Below are 21,137 nucleotides of genomic sequence, written 5' to 3'. Positions count from 1 at the left end.
ACGAATTGGCAGCATGCGGACTTGTGCCTGGGTGACCGCTTTCGGGTTGTCCCTGGCTGCGCCCGGGGTCGGCGCGCAGGTGCAGCGCAGTTTCATAAACCTGGGCTTCGAGCAGCCGGCGCTTGCGCCAAACGGTTGCTACATCATCACCAGTTCGGCCGATGTGCCGGGTTGGGAAACGACGCATTCCGTCTATCCCCGTAGCGGCAGCTGCACCAGCCCCACGGGCAGCGCCGGCCCGTCGATCGAACTCTGGCGGAACCTCAGCGGAACCGGGCCGCGGGCCGGACTGAACCACGCCGAGCTCAACGCCCACGAGAATTCGCGCATCTACCAGTCGGTCTGCCTGGCCAACGGCGAGGTGGTGAACTGGAAATTGAGCCATCGCGGACGCGGCGCTACCGATGTGATGTCGTTCAACATCGATTCGGTGGCCAACCAGATCGTGCGCGCCTCGACCACGGCGGCAGGCGTCGGATCGGTGGTCGCCGGATCCTGTGGGTCCGGCGATGTCGGCAGCGCTGCCTGCAACGCTCCGACTACGGTGGCCAGTTGGGCCGATTACAGCGGCAGCTTCGTCTGGAATGGCAGCACGGGCGCCCACAGCTTTGGATTCCAGGCGATATCGGGGGGGACAGGCAATCCAGCGACCGGTAACTTCCTCGACGAGATCGTGGTGATCCTGCGGCCGTACGTCGAGTTCTTCCCCACGCCAGCGTCCACTCCGGAAGGTCAGGGCGCCGCTGGCGTTCCCGCACTGCGTGTCACCGGCGTCGTCGCCGTCGCATTCGACGTCGAGGTGACGATCACCGGCGGCACGGCGATCGTGGGCAGCGATTTCACCGCGCCCGGCAACACGTTCACCGTCACCATCCCTGCCGGCGACTATGGCTCGGGGCAGAGCTTCCCGTTGCCGTTGTCGGCGGTAGAAAACGCGATCATCCAGGACAACCGGACCGCCACGTTCGCTATCGTTCCCGATCCGACCCACTATGTGGTGGGTAGTACGACTACCTGCGGCGGTCCGGCCAACGCCGACATCACCTGGACCATCATCGACGATGATGTGGACCTGGCGACGACAAAGTCGGTGAGCACCCCGTCGCCGATGATCGGCACCGACTTCACCTACACCGTCACCTACGCCAACAACACCGCGCGGCCGACCGTGACGCCGCTGGACGCGCACGATGCCATCGCGACCATCGCCGATGCCCTGCCGGCCGGTGTGCTGTTCAACAGCTGGACCTGCCAGGCCAGCAATGGCGCCAGTTGCCCGGGCGGTACGGCCAATGGCAATACCAGCGGCAGTGGCGCGATCAGCGGCTCGGTCACGTTGCCGGCCGGTAACGCCACAGCCGGCGGAAGCCTGGCCTACACCATCACCGCGCGGCTGGACGCTGCGCCGACCTGCAATGCGATCACCAACACTTCGACCATTGCCACGCCTGCCGGCATCGTGGAAGGCACGTCCTCGGCACCGGGATTCGTCACGCCGTCTCCAGGCGGTACCGCCAACAACGCGGCGAGTGCCGATGTGACGCCAGCCTGCGCCGATCTGTCGATCGTCAAGAGCGCCATGCCGACCAGTGTGGTTTCCGGTGGCAAGGTTGCGTATACGTTGTTGGTCAGCAATGCCGGTCCCGCCGCAGCCGATGGCGCGGTACTGATCGATCCGCAACCAGCGGGAGTGGATTGCAGCGCCGGCACATTGACTTGTGATAACGAGACGGGTGGTGCGGCATGCCCGGCCTCACCTACCGTGGCAGGCCTGCAGGGCGCGGGCCTGGCCATTTCCACTTTTCCGGTGGGTGGCTCGCTGAGATTCACATTGACCTGCATGGTGAGCGCCAGCGGAAACCCCTGAGCACGGACATCGATGCCTGCAGCGCAACATCGCGCTGCTTGACGCTGTTGATCCCGCCTTGCCGGATAGCGGCAGATCCCCGGAGTGGCCCGCGCGCTGGCCGCGAGTGGCGCGCAGTGAACAAGGACAGAAAGAAACTTTTGCATCAGCCGTGTCGACGGCGCTGACCTGGGAAGACATCGTCCCACCCGTGCCGCAGGCGTTTCGATGCGTCTGCGCGATGCGGTACGGGGATATGTGACCGATCTGCCGGGAGAACATCCGGGCTGGGTGCTCGTTTGCTTGTACGTAGCGCAGATGGAATACGAGCCTACACATAAATTAATTGGAAATTTGGAGAAAAACCTTGAGCATCATTGCAAGTTTGAATATTTCAGTACGATCACGCATCGCGCACTTTGGTTTCCGTGCTTTGCTGCTCGTTCTTGCTTCGCTCGCGGCAACATTTCCAGCGAAGGCAAACGATTGCCGGCTCGCCGATCCGAACTCTCTCGGCCAGCACGTCGGCGAGATCTGCTGGTTCCAGTTCGGCGCGGTCGACGAAGACCTGCCGAGCGGAACGACCGGCGCGCCGTTCGAGTTCGATCTGCCGGACGGGTCCAGGGTCGAGCTCAATGTCAGCATCAGTGGCGGCAGCGCAGCCAACCCGCGGCTGACCGTGCGCCAGGCACCGACCTGGACCGGTTCCAACTTCAGCGGCAACTCCGGCTACTACACGATCCTCACGCCGAACGCGGCGGCGCTGCACTCGCCGGACGGACGCGGTAATCAGGTCGCGCTGGTGCTGTCGGACATCCGTCTGTACGCGCCCGACGGCACCGAGGTCACCGACCTGCCGTTCGAGATCGTGGTCGCCGACGCCGAGCGGTTGAATGCCAACCCGGAACACCTCGACTTCGGCGTGGTCTCGGGCGGTTCGCCGTGGACCGTGCTGGAGTGGCTGGGCAATGCATCCGCCGCGGCGGTGGAGCAGGGCACGCCGGCCACACTGGACCCGGGCGTGGCCTCGGCCTGCCTGGGCAGCTACATCGACTGCCTCAGGTTCAAGGGTATCACCGGCGGCAGCGACGCCAATGCGGTGGTGCTGTCCAGCCGCAAGGTCGTCGGCAGCGCGCAGCCGTTCACGGTGATGGGGCAGATCCATTCCGCGGCGGGCCAGGGCTTCGCGGTCGGCATGCGCTGCTGCGAGCTGCGCCTGCGCAAATCGCTGCCGGAAGGTCGCGCCGATCCCGCCGACCAGTTCATCTACCGCATCGTCAACGCCAACGGAGAGACGGTCAGCACCGGAACCACCACTGGATCCGCTTCTGGCAGCTATCCGTACATCAGCACGATGGCGATGTCGGGCAATGCGCTTACCCTGATCGAGGAGATGGCGCCGGGCAGCGTGTCGACGCTGTCGGCCTACGAGCGCCGAGTTGTCTGCGTCAATCCCAACACCGGCGAGACCCTGCTTGACGAGGAATACGGTCCGGCCTCGCCGCCGGCGGTGAACGCCCTGGAGATGGGCGATCTGGTCGAGTGCGACATTATCAACACGCCCTTGCCGCGGGCGGACCTTTCGATCCTGAAAACGGCCGCCCCAGAGACCGTCCAAACCGGCGATGAGGTGGTTTACACGCTGGAAGTGACCAACCACGGCCCGGCGGCCGCGGACGGCGCGGTGGTGACCGATCCGCAAGCGGTGGGCCTGGACTGCAGTACGGGCACGCTGACCTGCGGTGGAGAAACCGGCGGCGCGGTCTGTATGGCGTCGCCGACGGTGGCGGCATTGCAGGGGGGAGGCGTTGCCATTCCGACATTGCCGGCAGGCGGCTCCGTGGAATTCGCATTGACCTGCACGGTGACCGCCAGCGGGCTTCCATGAGTGCTCACAGTACAGCGCAGCGTCTGCATGCGGCATCATGACCCCATGCCGTATGGATGCGTACCGCCAGCGGGCTGCCCTTTCGCCTCTGTGCATCGAAGGCAACATCGTGACGCATGGCATAGATACTCCCGCACTCGGACCCGGTCGCGGCCTGGCCGCACCTGCTGATGTAAAGTTGCTCCTCGCGCACAACCGAGGAGACGCATGAGTATCGTCCTGCCCGCACCGCTTCGCTGGATCGCTAGCCCATGGCGGATGCTGTCGGGCTGGCTGTCGCGCGCACCCATCGACGATCCGGTCGATCGGCACAATGCCCCCATGTTGCAGATCCTGTTGCTGCTGCTGGCCAGCTCGCCGCCGTTGATGTGGGCATATCGCGGGTTGGCGACCGACATCCCCTGGCGGCCGGGTGAAACCGTCAGCCTGGCGCTCAGCCTTGGAATCAGCGTCTTCGCACTGTTCGATTTGTGGCTGGTGCGGCGCGGCCGCTTCCAGGGCGCGGTGCGGTTGCTGATGGCGGTGATCGCGATCGCGATGCTGCTGTCCTACCTCGGCAGCGGCTTCGGCGCCAACCGCTTCGAGCAGCCGATCCAGGCCGTATGGCTGATCATCGCCGGCCTGGTGATCGGCCGCCGCGCGCTGTGGCTGATGTACGGCTGGATGGTGCTGGCCTTCGCCGCGGGCGGCGTCGTGGACTTTGGCTCTGCCAAGAACGTCGATCCGGCCATGAGCCTGATCGTGGATTGCAGCATTGCCGCGCTGATCTTCCTGTTCATCGCGATCATGGTCGACCGCACCGTGGCGGCGCTGCGCGAGAGCCTGCAGGCGGCGACCCGGCGCAGTGACGAGCTTGTCCAGGTCAACAAGCACCTGCAGGCTGAAATTTCCGAGCGGGAACGGATGCAGGAACAGCTGATCCATTCGCAGAAAGTGGAAGCCGTCGGACGCCTGGCCAGTGGCGTGGCCCATGATTTCAACCACCTGCTCGGGTTGGTGCTGGGCTATACCGCGCGCGGCAAGCGCGCCGATACGGACGACGAAGTGCAGAAAGCCCTGACCGGGGTGGAATCGGCGGCGCGCCGTGCGACCGCGGTCGCCCAGAAGCTGCTCAACTTCAGCCGCCAGGAGATCACCCGTACCGAGACCTTCGATGTCGGTGCTGCGTTGCGCGAAATGCGGACGATGCTGCGCCAGTTGTTCGACCCGGCGGTGGAGATCGTGCTGGATCTGCCCGAGCGGCCGGCGGCCATCCACTTCGACCGCGCGCAGTTCGAGTTGATGATCCTCAATCTGGCCGCGAATGCCGAGCATGCAATGCCGGAGGGCGGCCGTTTCCGGATCGCGGTGCAGCAAATGGACGATACATCGACAGTAGCGATCGATCTGCACGACACTGGCCATGGCATGAGCGAGGACGTACGCGCGCGCATCTTCGAGCCGTTCTTCACCACCAAGCCGAGCGGGCAGGGCACCGGTCTCGGGCTCGTGGTGACCCGCGACCTCATCGTCAGTGCCGGGGGCAGCATCGAGGTGGACAGCTCGCCCGGCGCAGGAGCGGCCTTCCGGATACGCTTGCCGGTTCCCGCAGTGGCAGACCTGGAGTTGGCTGGCTAGCCGGTACCTGCACGGCCGGCGGTGCCATGGACACGACTGTCCCTGACGGCGCGATCTTTCACGATCACGGGACGACGCCCGCCTGCCGCTATTCCACTGTCGCAACTGCGCCAACAACTGCGCGCAGTGGCGTGACGCGCCGATGACGATCAACAGCAGGCCGGAAGTCGCCAATGCATCGTTTTCATTCTGCTCGTCGCGCCGTTGAGTGTGATGTTCACGAAATGCTCTTCGAAGTCCATGGCGCTCGCAGGAGGGTCGGCGCCGGGAATGCGGTTCGAGCCTCTGCTACCGGACTGATGCGAGACCTTCGATCAACGGCGAGAGCCACGGTTCGTAATTGCGCCAGCGATCCAGGCCGGACCGGTTGATCGGCAGCCGGACCTGTTGCGCGCTCGGTGTGTGGACCGGTCTCCGGTTCTCGTGGAAGCGCAGGCAGGATTCGTCGAAGTCCAGTTGCAGGTGGTCGAGGAGGCGACGGATTTCCGTTTCAGGCTCCTCCACCAACCGCTCATAGCGCAGCCGGTACACGCGTCCCGGAAGGGTCGCGTCGACATGAGCCATCATTCGGCTGTAATCGTTGTAGTAGCCGGCCAGATCGTGCAGGTTGGCGGGGAGGCTGCTTTCGCGGTTGAAATAGGTGGAAAAGGCCGAAAGACAGCATGACAGCGGGTTCCGCCTGACGTCCACGATCCTGGCGTTAGGCAGGATCAGGAGGATCAGCGCGGCGAACCGCCAGTTCGCCGGCATCTTGTCGGTGAAATGGCGACGCCCGCTGCTCCTGTGCCGGCGCGTCGCATCCAGGTAGCGCTGCCCCAGTGCCTGCAGTTCGTTCGGCGCGAGTCTGGCCATGGCTTCGGACAGGGATTTCTCCCTCCCGTTGCCGGTAATCGCGGCCGCGATGTCCTGGAGCTCGAAAAGTTCGCCGCAGCCTTCGACCAGTGGATGGCTGGCGAGAATCTGTTCGACCAGCGTCGAACCGGAGCGGGGTATGCCGACGATGAAGATCGGATCGTCGGCAGGATGCCCGCGACCCTGGCGCTCGGCGAAGAATGACGGGGTGAGTGCTTCTTCGTGCGCCAGCGCCAGTTCCCGGGTCGTTCGTGGATCGTAAGGGACGAGTGCTCCGCGTATGGCGTTCGCCTGCCGATAGTGATCGAAGGACTGTTCGAACCGCCCGAGATCGCCGAACGCTCTGCCAAGTGCGAACCGGATCTGGACTTCCCGGAACGGATCGTCGGCCGATGGCAGCGCCTGTTCCATCGTGCGGATGTCATCCGCGTCGAGCGGGATCGTGCGCAGGTTGGCAAGGCCCCACCATGCGGCTCCGTTTGCGGGATCCAGTTGCAGCGATCTGCGAAAGGCCGCTACGGCCTGCTCGGTCCGGCCGATGGTTTTAAGGGCATGTCCGTAATTCATCCACAAGACGGAAGACTCCGGCGCTCGCGCCACCAGCGCCTCGTGGACAGGAAGCGACTCCTCGATCCGGCGCTCGGCCGCGAGCACGCCCGACTTGATCGACAGCGGCCAGAGGTCGGTCGAATGCCTCGCTATTTCGCGATCGAGGAGCGCGAGTGCTTCATCGGCGCGTCCCAGGCGGCACAACAGCGACGACAGGTCCGCATGGCCGAGGATGAAATCCGGTCGATAGGCGATGGCGCTTCGCAACAACCGTTCGGCATCCGCGGCATGTCCGGCCCTGATGGCGATCATGGCGAGCAGGCGCAACGCATCGACGTCGCTGGGGGCCTCCGCCAGACGGGAGCGGACAAGCGCCTCGGCTTTTGCCGGTTCATTGGATTGCAGGGCGCGTACCGCTGCCGTCAGGAGCGCTTGTAGGGTCGTCACGTGTGGCCTGGAGGAAGGGTCGTCACGATGGTAGTCGTATCAGGGTGCGCTCGGGGCCGATCGGGTCCGGTGCGCCCGCTCCCCGAGTGCGCCTCTCCAGGCCGTAAAGCGGTAATGCGGTCCGGCGCTCGCGGTGATTGCGCTGGAACAGGCCGCGATGGTGCAGAAGGCCCTGGCGGCAGTGCACGTGGAAGCCGGCCCGCGATGCCATGGGATCGGTGCCGCCGGTTCGGTGCCGGCCGGATCTTTTCTCTTCCGTCATGGCTGTCCGGAAATGCCGACTCATCCGCCCCGGCATGGAACCGGCTAGGACTCTTCGAGTGCATCGCGCAACGCTTCGCAGAGTAAGAGGTTGCAGCATGGATGGCTGATGGTCGCGATACCAGTGACGACTGACGAAGGAACCGGAATGGAATGTTCGGAGCGCATCCGGGATTTCATTGATTCTGCCCGGAAGAGAACTCTCACCATAAATTTATAAAACTCATAATTGATCAATAAAAATCACAGTGCATGATCGCTATCGGATCAACAGCGCTGCATCACGGAAGGTGCGCATTTTCATCGTTCGACAGCCGGTGCATCCGCAGAATGTGATGCTCACCAATTGAGATGGAAGGTGAGAGGTTGTAATATCGGTTACGCAGGCCATCGGAAGCCTTCTGTACTTCTTCCGGGAACCGGCGAAAAGTTGGGACAGGGGGCAAGCAACGATCGGGAAAGCAGCAGTGCCTTCGTTGTCAAGGCCGGTGCTGCTTCTTGTCGACAGCATGCCGATTCATTTCACGGGAAGCGCAACAACTGGTCTCCATGCCCGCTCGCGCGGAAGGATGCTGGGTGCGCGAGGGGCGAGGCTATGTCTGGCAAGAAGAAGTGGATTCAGCGCAATCGTGGTTCGAGGACGCTTTCGAAGAGCCTGCTATGCAGCGCGCTCGCGGCGATCCTGGCCACCGGGGCTCCTTCGGTCGCCCATGCTGCGGACCGCTACTGGGACGCGAACGGCACCGCCGTCGGCTCCGGCGGCTCCGGCACCTGGAACCTGGCCAACCTCACCTGGAGTCCCAATGGCGACGGCGTCAGCGGTCCATTCCAGCTTCCCTGGAATAATGCGCTGCTCGACAACGCGATCTTCGGTGGTACTGCCGGAGCGGTGAACCTGGGTACGCCGATCGCGGCTCACAACCTCACCTTCAATACGGCAGGTTATGTCCTCAGCGGCAATACACTGACGCTCGGCGGCGCATCGCCCACGATCTCCACAGTCGGCGGCACGACGACGATCAATTCGATCATCGCCGGCACTTCGGGCCTGACCAAGGCCGGAGCCGGGTTGCTGCAACTGTCGGGCGTGAATACGTACAGCGGCGGCATTTCCATTCTCGATGGCACCTTGTATGGCGTCACGGACCGTGCGCTCGGTGCGGCGGGGAACAACATCACCACCGCGGCAGGCGCCACTGTCGGTCTCAGAATAGACGGTGCGGGAACCGCGAGGTCCGTCGCGATCGGAGATGGCGGCACCCTGACCGTGAGCGGCGCCGGCGTCGGCTCGGCGCTGATCAGCGGGAACGGCAGGGTCAACGTCGGGGCTTCCAACAATGCGCTCAGCATCGTCCAGCTGACGAATGACGCCAATACCTATACCGGCGCGACGATCTTCAACGGCTGCAACGGCGTTTGCAGCGCTTATTTCTCCTCGATCGCCGACCTGGGCCAGGCAAGCTCGCTCGGTGCTCCGACGGCCGCTGCTGACGGCACGATCATCTTCAACCAGCAGAGCCAGTATTCCGACAACGTCATCTACATCGGCGACGGCGACAGTTCGAACAGGAACTGGGATATCAATGGCAGTTCCGCCCAGATTCGGAATCGCGGCACGGGCACCTTGACGATCACGGGCGATGTCGACGTTTCCTCGGGCGCATCGTTCAACGCGGAAAATGCGGACATCGAACTGCTGGGTGTCCTGAGCGGGGCCAACTACAGCTTCATCGCGAATCCCGGCCGTACCGTCACCTTGGCCGGTGCGAATACGTTTTCCGGCGCGGCGAGCATCGGCGGACTGGTGCGGGCATCGGTGCTGGCGGACGTCGGCAGCGCCAGTTCGCTGGGCATGGGGACCAGTATCAATCTGAACAGCGGCATCCTCAGTTATACGGGGGGCGGTTCGAGCAGCAACCGGACATGGGGCGCCAACGGCGCCAACAGCATCCTCAACGACGGCAGCGGCGCGCTGGCGCTGAGCGGCGACCTGGCCTTCAGCCCTGCCAATCCCGCCATCGACAGCCTGACGCTCGGCGGCAGTTTTGCGGGCACCAACAGTTTTTCGGGGATCGTCTCGGGCAACGGCAATCTGATCAGTGGTGGATTGGGTACCTGGAGCCTGGACGGTGCGAACACCTTCACCGGATCGGTGACCGTCAACAGCGGCGTCCTGCGCGCCGGAAACGCCTCCGCATTCGGCGCGTCGACGGGCTTCACCGTCAATGGCGGCACGCTGGATCTGAACGGTTTCGATCTCACCGCTCCTTCGATCGCCGGAACCGGCGGCTCGATCGCGCTGGGCAGCGCCACCCTGACGGTCAATGCGACGACGGCGCAGAATTATGCGGGCAGCATCGTCGGCAGCGGCGGCCTCACCAAGAGCGGCGCGGGCACGCTGACCCTTACCGGCGCCAGTACCTACAGTGGCGCCACGACGATCAACGGCGGCAGGCTCGCGCTTGACTTCACCGGCGCTGGAAGCCCCGCCAACAGCATCCTTTCGGCATCGTCGCCCCTGGTCCTGTCCGGCGGCGTCCTCGACGTCCTGGGCGCGGCGGGGGAAAACAACAGCCAGGCCTTCAACGGGCTGACGGTGAACGCGGGCAGCAACACCGTGCGCGCGATCGCGGGCGCGGGCGGATCGGTGGACCTCAGCCTCGGCGCGATCACCCGCGCCGGCGGACTCGTCAACTTCGTACTGCCGACCGCGGGCGCCATCTCGACGACCAATGCCGACGGCCTGCTTGGCGGTTGGGCGACCATCGCCGGAACCGACTACGCCAAGGTCGTGGGCGGGGACATCGTCGCGTTCGACGAGACCGACTACACCGACAAGGACGATGCCGGCACCTGGCAGACCGGCGAGATCATCAGCGACACCGAAGGCCTTGCCGATACGCCTTTCTTCGGCACCGTCGGCGGCGATGTCTCCCTGGGCGGCCTGCGTTATACCGCCGCCGCGGACTCCACCGTCACGATCGGGGCAGGCAACACGCTCGGCGTGGACGGCACGATCATCGTCGCGCCCAGCGTGGCCGACAACGACCAGACCCTCACCGGAGGCTTCCTGACCAGCGGCATCGGCGGGGGCACGCTCGGGCTCCAGCAGAACGGCCAGGGCACCTTCACGATCGGCTCGACGATCGTCGACAACACCGGCGTCACGTCCTTCGCCAAGGGCGGTGCCGGATTGCTGGTGTTGACCGGCGCCAATACCTACACCGGCGCGACGACGCTGTCGGCCGGTACCCTGCGGGTGAGCAACATCGGCAACGGTGGCGTCGCGAGCAATCTCGGCGCATCGACGGCGGCATCCTCCAACCTCGTGCTGGAGGGTGGGAGCCTGCAGTACACCGGAGCGAGCTCCACCACCGATCGCGGATTCACGCTGGTCAACGGCAGCCCTTCCAGGACGATCGAAGTCACCAATGGGGCGACGAACCTGACTTTCACCGGGCAGGTGACCAGCCCGGACGACGCCGGTTTCACCAAAACGGGTGCGGGAACGCTGACCCTCGCCAACGCCGCCAACGACTACGTCGGCGTGACCACGGTCAGCGGCGGCACGCTGGCGGCGACCACGCTCACCGACGGCGGGCTCGCCAGCAGCATCGGCGCGGCGACGAGCAGTCCGGCCAACATCGTGCTGGCGGGCGGCACGCTCGCCTACACCGGCGCCACGACCGGCAGCAACCGGGGGATGACGTTCGGAGCCGGCGGCGGCGGGATCGGCGTGACCGATGCCGCCGCCACACTGACGCTCTCCGGCACCCTGACCGGCACCAGCCTGCGCAAGGAAGGCGCGGGCACGCTCGTGCTCAGCGGAGCGAACACCTACTCGGGTGGAACGTCGCTCAACCAGGGCGTCCTGCGCGCCGGGGCCGTCAACGTCTTCGGCAGCGGCGGCATGAATGTCGCCACGGGAACATTGCTCGACCTCGACAACTTCAACAACGCGGTCACCACGTTGAACGGAGCCGGAGACATCGATCTCGGCTCGGCCATCCTCACCGTCAACAGCGGCGGCACGTTCACCGGCACGATCAGCGGCAGCGGCGGACTCACGCGCTCGGGAACCAACCAGTTCACGTTGAACCTCAACGGCTGCAACAACACCTACACCGGCATCACCACGATCACCAACAGCACCACGCTCGCCACCGACTGCCTCGCCGACGGCGGCGCGGCGAGCGGCATCGGCGCGTCCAGCAACGCACCGTCCAGTCTGGTCCTCAGCAATGGATTCCTGAACTACACCGGCGGCACGGTGACCACCGATCGCGGCTTCACGGTGGCCGGCATCGGCGGCGTCCGGGTGAATTCCGCCGCGACGACGCTCGAGTTCACCGGCGACATCGTGGGTACGGGCGGTCTGCGCAAGGACGGTCCCGGCACGCTGGTCCTGTCGGGCGTGAACAGTTCGACGGGCAATGCCCGCGTCACCGGCGGAATCCTGCGCGCGGGGTCGACCACCGCGCTGGGCAGCGGCGCGCTCACGCTCGACAATACCGCGGGCGTATTGCTCGACCTCGACGGTTTCGACAACAGCGTCGGCTTTCTTGCCGGCGGCGGCGCGAACGGCGGCGGTATCGAGCTGGACGGCGCGACGCTGACCATCAATGCCGGCAACAGCCTCGCCAACGCCAACTACGCGGGCGCGATCGCGGGCAGCGGCGACCTCGTCAAGAATGGCGGAAGCATCCAGCAGCTGTCGGGTTGCGCCAGCAGCTACGACGGCGGCACCACCGTCAACGGCGGCATCCTGGCGGTGGCATGCCTGGACGATGGCGGGGCCAACAGTTCGATCGGGTCGTCCTCGGCTGCGGCGGGCAATCTCGTCCTCAATGGCGGCACACTGCAGTACATCGGCACGGGCGGAAGCACGAACCGGCAATTCACGCTTGGGCCATCGGCCACGAGCAAGCTCGATGCGTCCGGAACCGGGGCAATCGCCTTCACCGATACGTCGGCGATCTCGTTCTCCACCCCCAACGCTGCCCAGGCCCTGACGCTCGGCGGCACCAGCACCGCAAACAACACGCTCGCTGCGCGGATCAGCAACAACGGAACCGGCGTCACCCGCCTGTCCAAGACCGATGCGGGGACCTGGATCCTCACCAATTCCGCCAGCGACTACACCGGCATCACCACGATCAGCGGTGGCGTCCTCGGCGTCGACAAGCTCGCCAACGGCGGTCTTGCCAGCAGCATCGGCGCCTCTTCCTCGGCCGCCGCGAACCTGGTCATCGGCAACGGCTCGACCTTGCGTTACACGGGCGCCGGCGACAGCACGAACCGCCTGTTCACCCTTTCCTCGGGCGTGACCTTCATCGAATCCTCGGGCACCGGCGCGGTCGTCTTCACCGACACCGGGCCGGTGACGCTGCAGGGCAACAACCAGGCGCGCACGATCGCACTGGGCGGAACCAACACCGGCCTCAACACGCTTGCCGGCTCGATCGGCAATGCGGGCACCGGCGTCACCACGCTGGCGAAGAACGACAGCGGGACCTGGGTGCTGACCGGAAACCACAGCTACACCGGTTCGACCAACGTCAACGGCGGCATGCTGTTCATCGGCGATGGCGGCACGACCGGCTCGATCGCCAGCGCCACGGTCAACAATTTCGGCATGCTGGGCTTCAATCGCAGCGACACCCTCGCCTATGGCGGCGCGATCGTCGGCACCGGCTCCCTGCGCCAGGCGGGGACGGGCACGACCATCCTCACCGGCACGAACAGCTATTCGGGCGGCACCACGATCGACGCGGGCACACTGCAGCTCGGCAACGGCGGGGCGACGGGCAGCATCGTCGGCAATGTCGCCAATGACGGGACGTTCGTCTTCAACCGCAACAATGGCTACACCTTCGGCGGCGTCATTTCCGGCGCCGGCGCGGTCGTCCAGAGCGGCTCGGGCACGACGATCCTGGCCGGCACGAACAGCTATGCGGGCGGCACGACGATCAACGCCGGCACGTTGCAAATCTCAAGCGATGCCAACCTGGGCGACGCCGCGGGCGCGATGGCATTCAACGGCGGCACGCTGCGCACCACCGCCGACATCGACAGCAATCGCGAGGTGACGCTGGCGGGTGCGGGCACGGTGCTGACCGATGCGGGTACAACCTTTGAACTCGGCGGTATCGTCTCGGGTGCAGGCGCGCTCATCAAAGCGGGCGCGGGCACGCTGGTGCTGACAGCGGACAACGACTACGCCGGCGGCACGACGATCGCGGGCGGCACGCTGCAACTGGGCGACGGCGGCACCAGCGGCTGGATCCTGGGCGATGTCGCGAACAACGGCACGCTGGTGTTCGACCGTACCGACGACATGACCTTCGCCGGTCTCGTTTCCGGCAGCGGCGGGCTGATCCAGAACGGCTCCGGTGTCGTCACGCTGACCGCCGACAACAGCTATGGCGGTACAACTGTACTGAACGCCGGCACGCTGCTGGTCAACGGCGACCAGTCGGCGGCGACCGGGCTGACGACGGTCAATTCCGGGGCGACGCTGGGCGGCTTCGGCACCATCGGTGGCGATGTCGTCGTGGACAATGGCGGCACCCTGTCGCCGGGCGACAGTCCCGGCACGCTGACGATCGGCGGGAACCTGTCGCTGTCCACCGGCTCGGTGCTGGATTTCGAGTTCGGCGAAGCGAATGCCGTCGGCGGTTCGCTCAACGACCTCGTCGAGGTCGGCGGCAATCTCGTCCTCGACGGCACGATCAATGTCGGCGTGCCCGCAGGCGGCGACTTCGGCGGCGGTATCTACCGCGTCTTCAATTATGGAGGCACGCTGACCGACAACGGTCTCAATCTCGGCACGATGCCCGCCGGCGCCAGCGTCACTGTCCAGACCTCCATAGCCAACCAGGTCAACCTGGTCAACTCCGCGGGACTCGAACTGAGCTTCTGGGATGGCGATGCCGGTCCGAAGTTCGACGATACGGTCGATGGTGGTGCGGGTACTTGGCACCTCGGCGGCACCGACAACAACTGGACGGATGCCGGCGGAACGATCAACGCCGCCTATGCGGATGGAACCTTTGCGATCTTCGCGGGTAGCGGCGACCTGGTCACGGTGGACAACAGCGGCGGAACGGTGACGGCCGCGGGCATGCAGTTCGCAAGCGATGGCTATGTCATCAACGGCGATGCGCTGACCCTGACCGATCCCGAGTCGGTGATCCGTGTCGGCGACGGCACCGCGGCGGGAGCGGGATATACCGCGACCATCGCGACCGAACTCGCCGGCGCCGGCGTGCAACTGGTGAAGACCGATCTCGGCACGCTCGTGCTGACCGGCGAGAACACCTATTCGGACGGCACCAGGATCAGCGGAGGCACGCTGCAGCTGGGCGACGGCGGCACCAGTGGTTCGATCCTCGGCGACGTCGTCAACGATGGCACGCTGGCGTTCGACCGTTCGGACGACGTGGGTTTCGCCGGAATCATCTCCGGCAGTGGCGCGGTGGTGAAGCAAGGCGACGGTGTGCTCACGCTCACCGCTGCCAACGGCTACCTGGGCGGAACGACGATCGAGGGCGGCACGCTGCGTATTTCGAGCGACGCCAATCTCGGTGCCGCCAGCGGCGGACTGACTTTCGACGGCGGTACGTTGAACACGACCGCCGACATCGCCAGCGGCCGCGATGCGACGCTGGCGGGCATGGGTACGGTGTCGACCGACGCCGGCACGACCTTCGAACTCGGCGGCACGATCGCGGGCGCGGGCGGACTTGCCAAGACAGGCCTCGGAACACTGGTCCTGACCGGCACCAACACCTATGCGGGTGGAACGGCGATCGCCGCGGGCGGCCAGCTGCAACTCGGCAATGGCGGCACCACCGGTTCAATCACGGGTGATGTCGCGAACGACGGCACGCTGGCGTTCAACCGCTCGGACGCAGTGACCTTCGACGGAACCATCTCCGGCGATGGCGCGGTAGTGAAGCAGGGCGGCGGCGTGCTCACGCTCACCGGCACCAACGGCTACCTCGGCGGGACAACGATCGAGGACGGCACGCTGCGGATTTCGAGCGATGCCAATCTCGGCGCCGCCGCCGGCGGACTGACGTTCGACGGCGGCACGCTGAACACGACGGCCGACATCAGCAGCGGCCGCGATGCGGTACTCGCAGGCGCGGGCATGATCCTGACCGACGCCGACACGACCTTCGAACTCGGTGGCACGATCTCGGGCGCGGGCGATCTCACCAAGGCGGGTGCGGGCACGCTGGTACTGACCGGTACCAACACCTACGTCGGCGGGACGACGATCAACGCCGGCACGCTGCAGATCTCCAGCGACGCCAACCTGGGCGACGCCACGGGCGGGGTGACATTCGGCGGCGGCACGCTGCACACCACCACCGACATCATCAGTGGGCGCAACGCGACATTGGCGGGTGCGGGCACGGTGCTGACCGATGCGGGCACGATCTTCGAACTCGGCGGCCCGGTCTCGGGTGCCGGCGCCCTCACCAAGTCGGGCGCGGGCGCACTGGTGCTGACGGCGGACAACGACTATGCCGGCGGCACGACGATCGCGGGCGGCACGCTGCAACTGGGCAACGGCGGCACCGCAGGTTCGATCCTGGGCGATGTCGCCAACGACGGCACGCTGGTCTTCGACCGTTCCGACGACGTGAACTTCGCCGGTCTCGTTTCCGGCACCGGCACGTTGGTGAAGCAGGGCGGCAACGTGCTCACCCTGACCGCCGACAACACCTACAGCGGTGGCACCACGATCGTGGGCGGCACACTGCAACTGGGCGACGGCGGTACCAGCGGCTGGATCCTGGGCGGCGTCGCCAATGAGGGCACGCTGGCGTTCGATCGTTCCGACGACGTGACTTTCGCCGGTCTGGTGTCCGGCAGCGGCGGACTGGTCCAGAACGGCTCCGGTGTCGTCACGCTGACCGCCGACAACAGCTATGGCGGCGCGACTGTGCTCAACGCCGGAACGCTGCTGGTCAACGGCGACCAGTCGGCAGCGACCGGCGCCGCCACAGCCAACAGCGGCACGACGCTGGGCGGCGCGGGCATCATCGGCGGTGACGGCGCGGTCGCCGCCGGGGCCAGCATCGCCCCCCGCCTTGCCGGCGCAATGCCCGGCGGGCTCACGATCAACGGCGATCTGTCGCTCGCCGCCGGCGCCACGCTCGATTACGACCTCGGCGAGTCCGCTGTCGTCGGCGGTGCGTTCAACGACCTGATCGAGGTCGGTGGCGACCTGGTGCTCGGTGGCACCCTCGACATCGCCACGAGCGCTGGAGGCAGCTTCGGCCCCGGCATCTACCGTGTGTTCAACTACGCAGGCACGCTGAGCGGCCCGGGCCTGAATCTGGGCACGATGCCGTCAGGCACCGATTTCTACGTGCAGACGTCGGTCGTTCATGAGGTCAACCTCATCAACACCAGCGGCTTGGCGCTGCGCTTCTGGGACGGCGCCGCAGGCGGTCGCAACGACGGCACGATCACCGGCGGCGACGGCCTCTGGCAGAACACGTCCGGCAACGACAACTGGACGCTCGCCGACGGTTCGGTCAATGCGCCGTTCCTCGACAACGCATTCGCGATTTTCCAGGGGACGGGAGGCACTGTCATCGTGGACGACAGCCTCGGCGCCGTCACGGCGGGCGGCATGCAGTTCGCGGCCGACGGCTATGCGATCGAGGGCGACCGCATCGATCTGGTCGGGCCGCAGGCGATCATCCGCGTCGGCGACGGCAGCGTCCAGGGCGGCGACTACACCGCCAGCATCTCGGCGGAACTGGCCGGTTCGGCGCAGCTGGTGAAGAGCGACGCCGGCACGCTGGTGCTGTCGGGCGCCAACAGCTATACGGGCGGCACGCTGATCGACGGCGGCACGCTGCAGATCTCGAACGACGCCAATCTTGGCGCGGCGGCGGGCGGGCTCGGCTTCGACGGCGGCACGCTGCATACGACAGCCGACGTGGCGTCGGGCCGCGATGTCGTACTCACCGGCGCAGGCGCAACCGATGTCGATGCGGACACCACGCTGGTGCTTTCCGGGGCGCTGTCGGGCTCGGGCGACTTCACCAAGCTGGGCGACGGTACGCTGGTGCTGTCGGGAACGGGCAGCAACGGCGGCGGAATGAGCGTCGATGGCGGCACGCTGCTCGTCAATGGCGACTACACGGCGGCGACAGGTGCGACCAGCGTTGCGCTGGGAGCGACGTTGGGCGGTACCGGCACGATCGGCGGCGATGTCGCGCTTGCCGACGGCGCGGTCCTCGCCCCCGGTGCTGGCGGACCGGGCACGCTCACCATCGATGGCAATCTCTCGCTCGCCTCGGGCAGTCTGCTCGCCTTCGAATTCGGCGAAGCCAACGTGGCAGGCGGCGCGCTCAACGATCTCGTCGATGTAGGCGGCGACCTGGTGCTCGACGGCACGATCGACGTGTCCGTCCCGGCAGGCGGCGACTTCGGCGCTGGCGTCTACCGGGTGTTCAACTACGGTGGCTCGCTGACCAACAACGGTCTCGAGCTCGGCACACTGCCCAGCGGCAGCAACGCGGCGGTCCAGACCTCGATCGCGGGGCAGGTGAACCTGGTCAACAGCGCGGGCCTCACGCTCAATTTCTGGGACGGCGCGGCCGGTCCGAAGAACGACGGCGTCATCAACGGTGGCGACGGCGTGTGGCAGAACAGCGCCGGCAACGACAACTGGACCGAGGCGACCGGGTTGGTGAACGCGCCCTACGCCGACGGCGCATTCGCGATCTTCGGCGGTACCGCCGGCACTGTCGAGGTCGACGACAGCCTCGGCGTCGTCTCGGCAAGTGGCATGCAGTTCGCGACCGACGGTTATGTGGTCGCCGGCGACGATATGGTCCTTGGCGGACTCGATGCGACGGTCCGGGTCGGCGACGGTACCACCGCCGGCGCTGGCTTCACCGCCACCATCGATGCGGTGCTCGGTGGCGATGCCCGGCTGGTGAAGACCGATGCGGGCACGCTGGTGCTGACCGGGAACAACAGCTATGCAGGAGGCACGCTGATCAGCGGCGGCACTCTGCAGATCGCAGACGATGCCAATCTCGGTGCGGCGGCGGGCCACGTCACGCTCGATGGCGGTACGCTCGCGACGAGCGCCGACCTCACGAGCGTACGCGGGATCGAGATCGCAAGCGGCGGGACGATCGCGACCGCGACAGACACCACCTTCGCCTTCGAAGGCCTGTTCTCCGGCATGGGCACGCTGACCAAGACCGGTGCTGGCACGTTGCTCGTCACTGGCGACAACGACGGCTTTGCCGGCACGGCGGCGGTCATCGCCGGTACGCTCGATGTCCAAGGCAGCTTGGGCGGCGAGGTGAACGTACAGGCGAACGGACGCCTTCAAGGAACCGGCCAGGTCGGCAGCATCACCAACGCAGGTATCGTTGCGCCCGGCGACAGTATCGGCACGCTGACCGTCGCGGGCGACTACGTGGGCAGCGGCGGCATGCTGGAAATCGAGGCCGTGCTCGGTGATGACGATTCATCCACGGACCGGCTGGTGGTGAATGGCGGCACTTCCGGCGACACCTCGGTCACCGTGATCAACCGCGATGGAATCGGCGCCCCGACCGTCGAAGGCATCAAGATCGTCGACGTCGCCGGCGTCTCGAACGGCACCTTCACACTGGACGGCGACTATGTGTTCCAGGGAGAGCAGGCGGTGATCGCCGGCGCCTATGGCTATCGCCTCTACAAGCACGGCGTCGCCAATCCCCAGGATGGCGACTGGTATCTGCGTTCGTCGCTGCTCGATCCTTCGGTGCCCGAGGAACCGCTCTACCAGCCCGGCGTCCCGGTGTACGAAGGCTATACGCAGACTCTGCTTGCGCTGAACGGTCTGCCGACGCTGCAACAGCGGGCCGGCAACCGCTTCTGGGGCGTGGAGCTCATCGGCGCAGGAACGGGCATCTGGGGCCGGGTGGAATCCCGGTACTTCCGTCCGGAGCCTGTCTTCTCGACCAGTGCCGCCGACAGGGGCATCGACAGCTGGCAGATGCAAATGGGCGTCGACACGGTCATGTCCCAGCGCGAGGACGGCGCGATATTGATCGGCGGGCTCAGCGTGCACCATGGCAAGGCCGATGCCAGCATCACTTCGGTCTTCGGCAGCGGCTCGATCGACACCGAAGGCCATGGCGTCGGCGCAACCCTCACGTGGTACGGCCCGCAGGGTTTCTACCTGGATGCCCAGGCGAAGCTCAGCTGGTTCGACAGCGACTTGAAGTCCAGGGTGCTCGGTTCGCTGGTACAGGGCAACAATGGCAAGGGCGAAGCGGTCAGCCTCGAGGTCGGCAAGCGGTTCCCGGTAAGCGACGAGCTTGCGTTGACGCCGCAGTTCCAGGCGATCTATGCCCATGTCGACTTCGACCGCTTTGCCGATCCGGCGGATGCGATCGTTTCGGCGGACAAGGGCAACAGTCTGAAGACCCGTTGGGGCCTCGCGCTCGACCACCAGAAGAGCTGGAGCAGCGCCTCGGGCGATGCCCGCCGCGCGCATTTCTATGGCGTGGCCAACCTGACCTACGAATGGCTCGACGGTACCGGCGTCGATGTCTCCGGCACGTCGATCGCCAGCCGCGATCGCAGGACATGGAGCGAACTGGGTGTTGGCGGCAGCTATAACTGGGGCGGCGGCGCGTACACGCTCTACGCCGAAGTCTCCGCCGATACCCCGATCGGCGACTTCGGCGACGCATACAGCTTCAAGGGAACGGCCGGTTTCAGGGTAAATTTCTGACCGGGTACCGGAAACATCCAAACATCTATGGGAGACAACATGACGACCGGCTTGGCCAACAATACGGATGCATCCGCGGCAGCGGCGCTACCGCTCTTTTACCGCAAGCCGGTGGTTCTCCACTCGGAAGCGCACGCAGGCTGGCGGTTGAAGGATGGCGACACGGCGTTTGCGGCCCGCACCCCTTACGTGCCGATCGTCCTGGGCGAGATCGGCGAGGCCAGTCGTAGCTATCCCGTGGTCTTCGCCGGCGAAACGCTGCTTCCTGTCGTGATCCTGGGACTCTCCGAAGGAGAGAATCTGTTCGTCGAGGAGCGCACCTGGGACAGGGAGCACTATGTGCCCGCGTATGTGCGACGCTACCCGTTCGGCTTCGTCTCTATCCCGGGATCGGACCGTTTCGCGCTCGCCCTGGATACGGCATCCGAGCGCGTCGTCCGCGAAGGTGCGGAGGGCGTGCCGCTGTTCGAGGAAGGTGGGCCCAGCCCTCTCACACGCCAGGCCTTGCAGTTCTGCGAGGCCTACCAGGCCGAATTCGTGGGCACGAAGTCCTTCGTGGCCGCGCTTCGGGAACACGATCTCCTGATCGACAAGCGGGCGGACGCGACGCTTGCCGACGGCAGGCGCTACGCGCTGGACGGTTTCCAGGTCGTCGATCCCGATCGCTTCAGGGATCTGGACCAGACCACGGTCGTGGACTGGCATCGCAAGGGTTGGCTCTCGCTGGTCAATCTGCATCTGGCCTCCCTTGGAAGGCTGTCGACCCTCATGGAGCGGCAGCTCGGCCATGTTGCGCAAGCCAAATAAGTGGCGGGCGCGCCCGGACTGAAGGCATTGCTGGTTTCCGCTCCGACTTGACTGCTCCGACCCGCGGGGCTGCCTGGTTGGGGCCCGGCTATGGCAAC

General features: G+C 65.9%; 6 protein-coding genes. 5 read left to right on the top strand and 1 reads right to left on the bottom strand.

Translation table 11 applies throughout. The features are described from left to right. The first annotated feature begins 13 nt into the window (after positions 1-13). From CSC74_RS13015 to CSC74_RS13005, 3 genes are all read left to right on the top strand, one after another. On the top strand, positions 14-1,867 hold the full coding sequence (locus CSC74_RS13015; RefSeq protein WP_162314909.1) for a DUF11 domain-containing protein: 1,854 nt from the start codon (positions 14-16) through the stop codon (positions 1,865-1,867). Positions 1,868-2,213: 346 nt separating this feature from the next. After that, the gene (locus tag CSC74_RS17470; RefSeq protein ID WP_211369638.1) at positions 2,214-3,734 is read left to right on the top strand and encodes a DUF11 domain-containing protein; all 1,521 of its coding nucleotides are present in this window, start codon (positions 2,214-2,216) and stop codon (positions 3,732-3,734) included. Positions 3,735-3,941: 207 nt separating this feature from the next. Then, on the top strand, positions 3,942-5,351 hold the full coding sequence (locus CSC74_RS13005; protein ID WP_162314908.1) for a sensor histidine kinase: 1,410 nt from the start codon (positions 3,942-3,944) through the stop codon (positions 5,349-5,351). A 288-nt stretch (positions 5,352-5,639) separates the two neighbouring features. Here CSC74_RS13005 and CSC74_RS13000 read toward each other — a convergent pair whose 3' ends face one another. Beyond that, positions 5,640-7,199, bottom strand: coding sequence for a tetratricopeptide repeat-containing sulfotransferase family protein (locus tag CSC74_RS13000; protein WP_162314907.1), 1,560 nt, complete (start codon positions 7,197-7,199; stop codon positions 5,640-5,642). Positions 7,200-8,055: 856 nt separating this feature from the next. Between CSC74_RS13000 and CSC74_RS12995 the strand changes: the two genes are divergently transcribed. Both CSC74_RS12995 and CSC74_RS12990 read left to right on the top strand, forming a co-directional pair. Beyond that, positions 8,056-20,232 carry an autotransporter-associated beta strand repeat-containing protein gene (locus tag CSC74_RS12995; protein WP_162314906.1) on the top strand — a complete coding sequence of 4,059 codons (12,177 nt, stop codon included), beginning with the start codon at positions 8,056-8,058 and terminating at the stop codon, positions 20,230-20,232. A 39-nt stretch (positions 20,233-20,271) separates the two neighbouring features. Then, entirely contained in the window at positions 20,272-21,039 is a 768-nt protein-coding gene (locus CSC74_RS12990; protein WP_162314905.1) for a SapC family protein, read from the top strand. The last annotated feature ends 98 nt before the right edge of the window (positions 21,040-21,137 follow it).

The sequence above is a fragment of the Pseudoxanthomonas yeongjuensis genome (assembly GCF_010093345.1).
Taxonomy (GTDB): Bacteria; Pseudomonadota; Gammaproteobacteria; order Xanthomonadales; family Xanthomonadaceae; genus Pseudoxanthomonas_A; species Pseudoxanthomonas_A yeongjuensis.
Note: the sequence above shows the minus strand (reverse complement) of the source record. Positions and strands in the feature narration are given on the sequence as shown.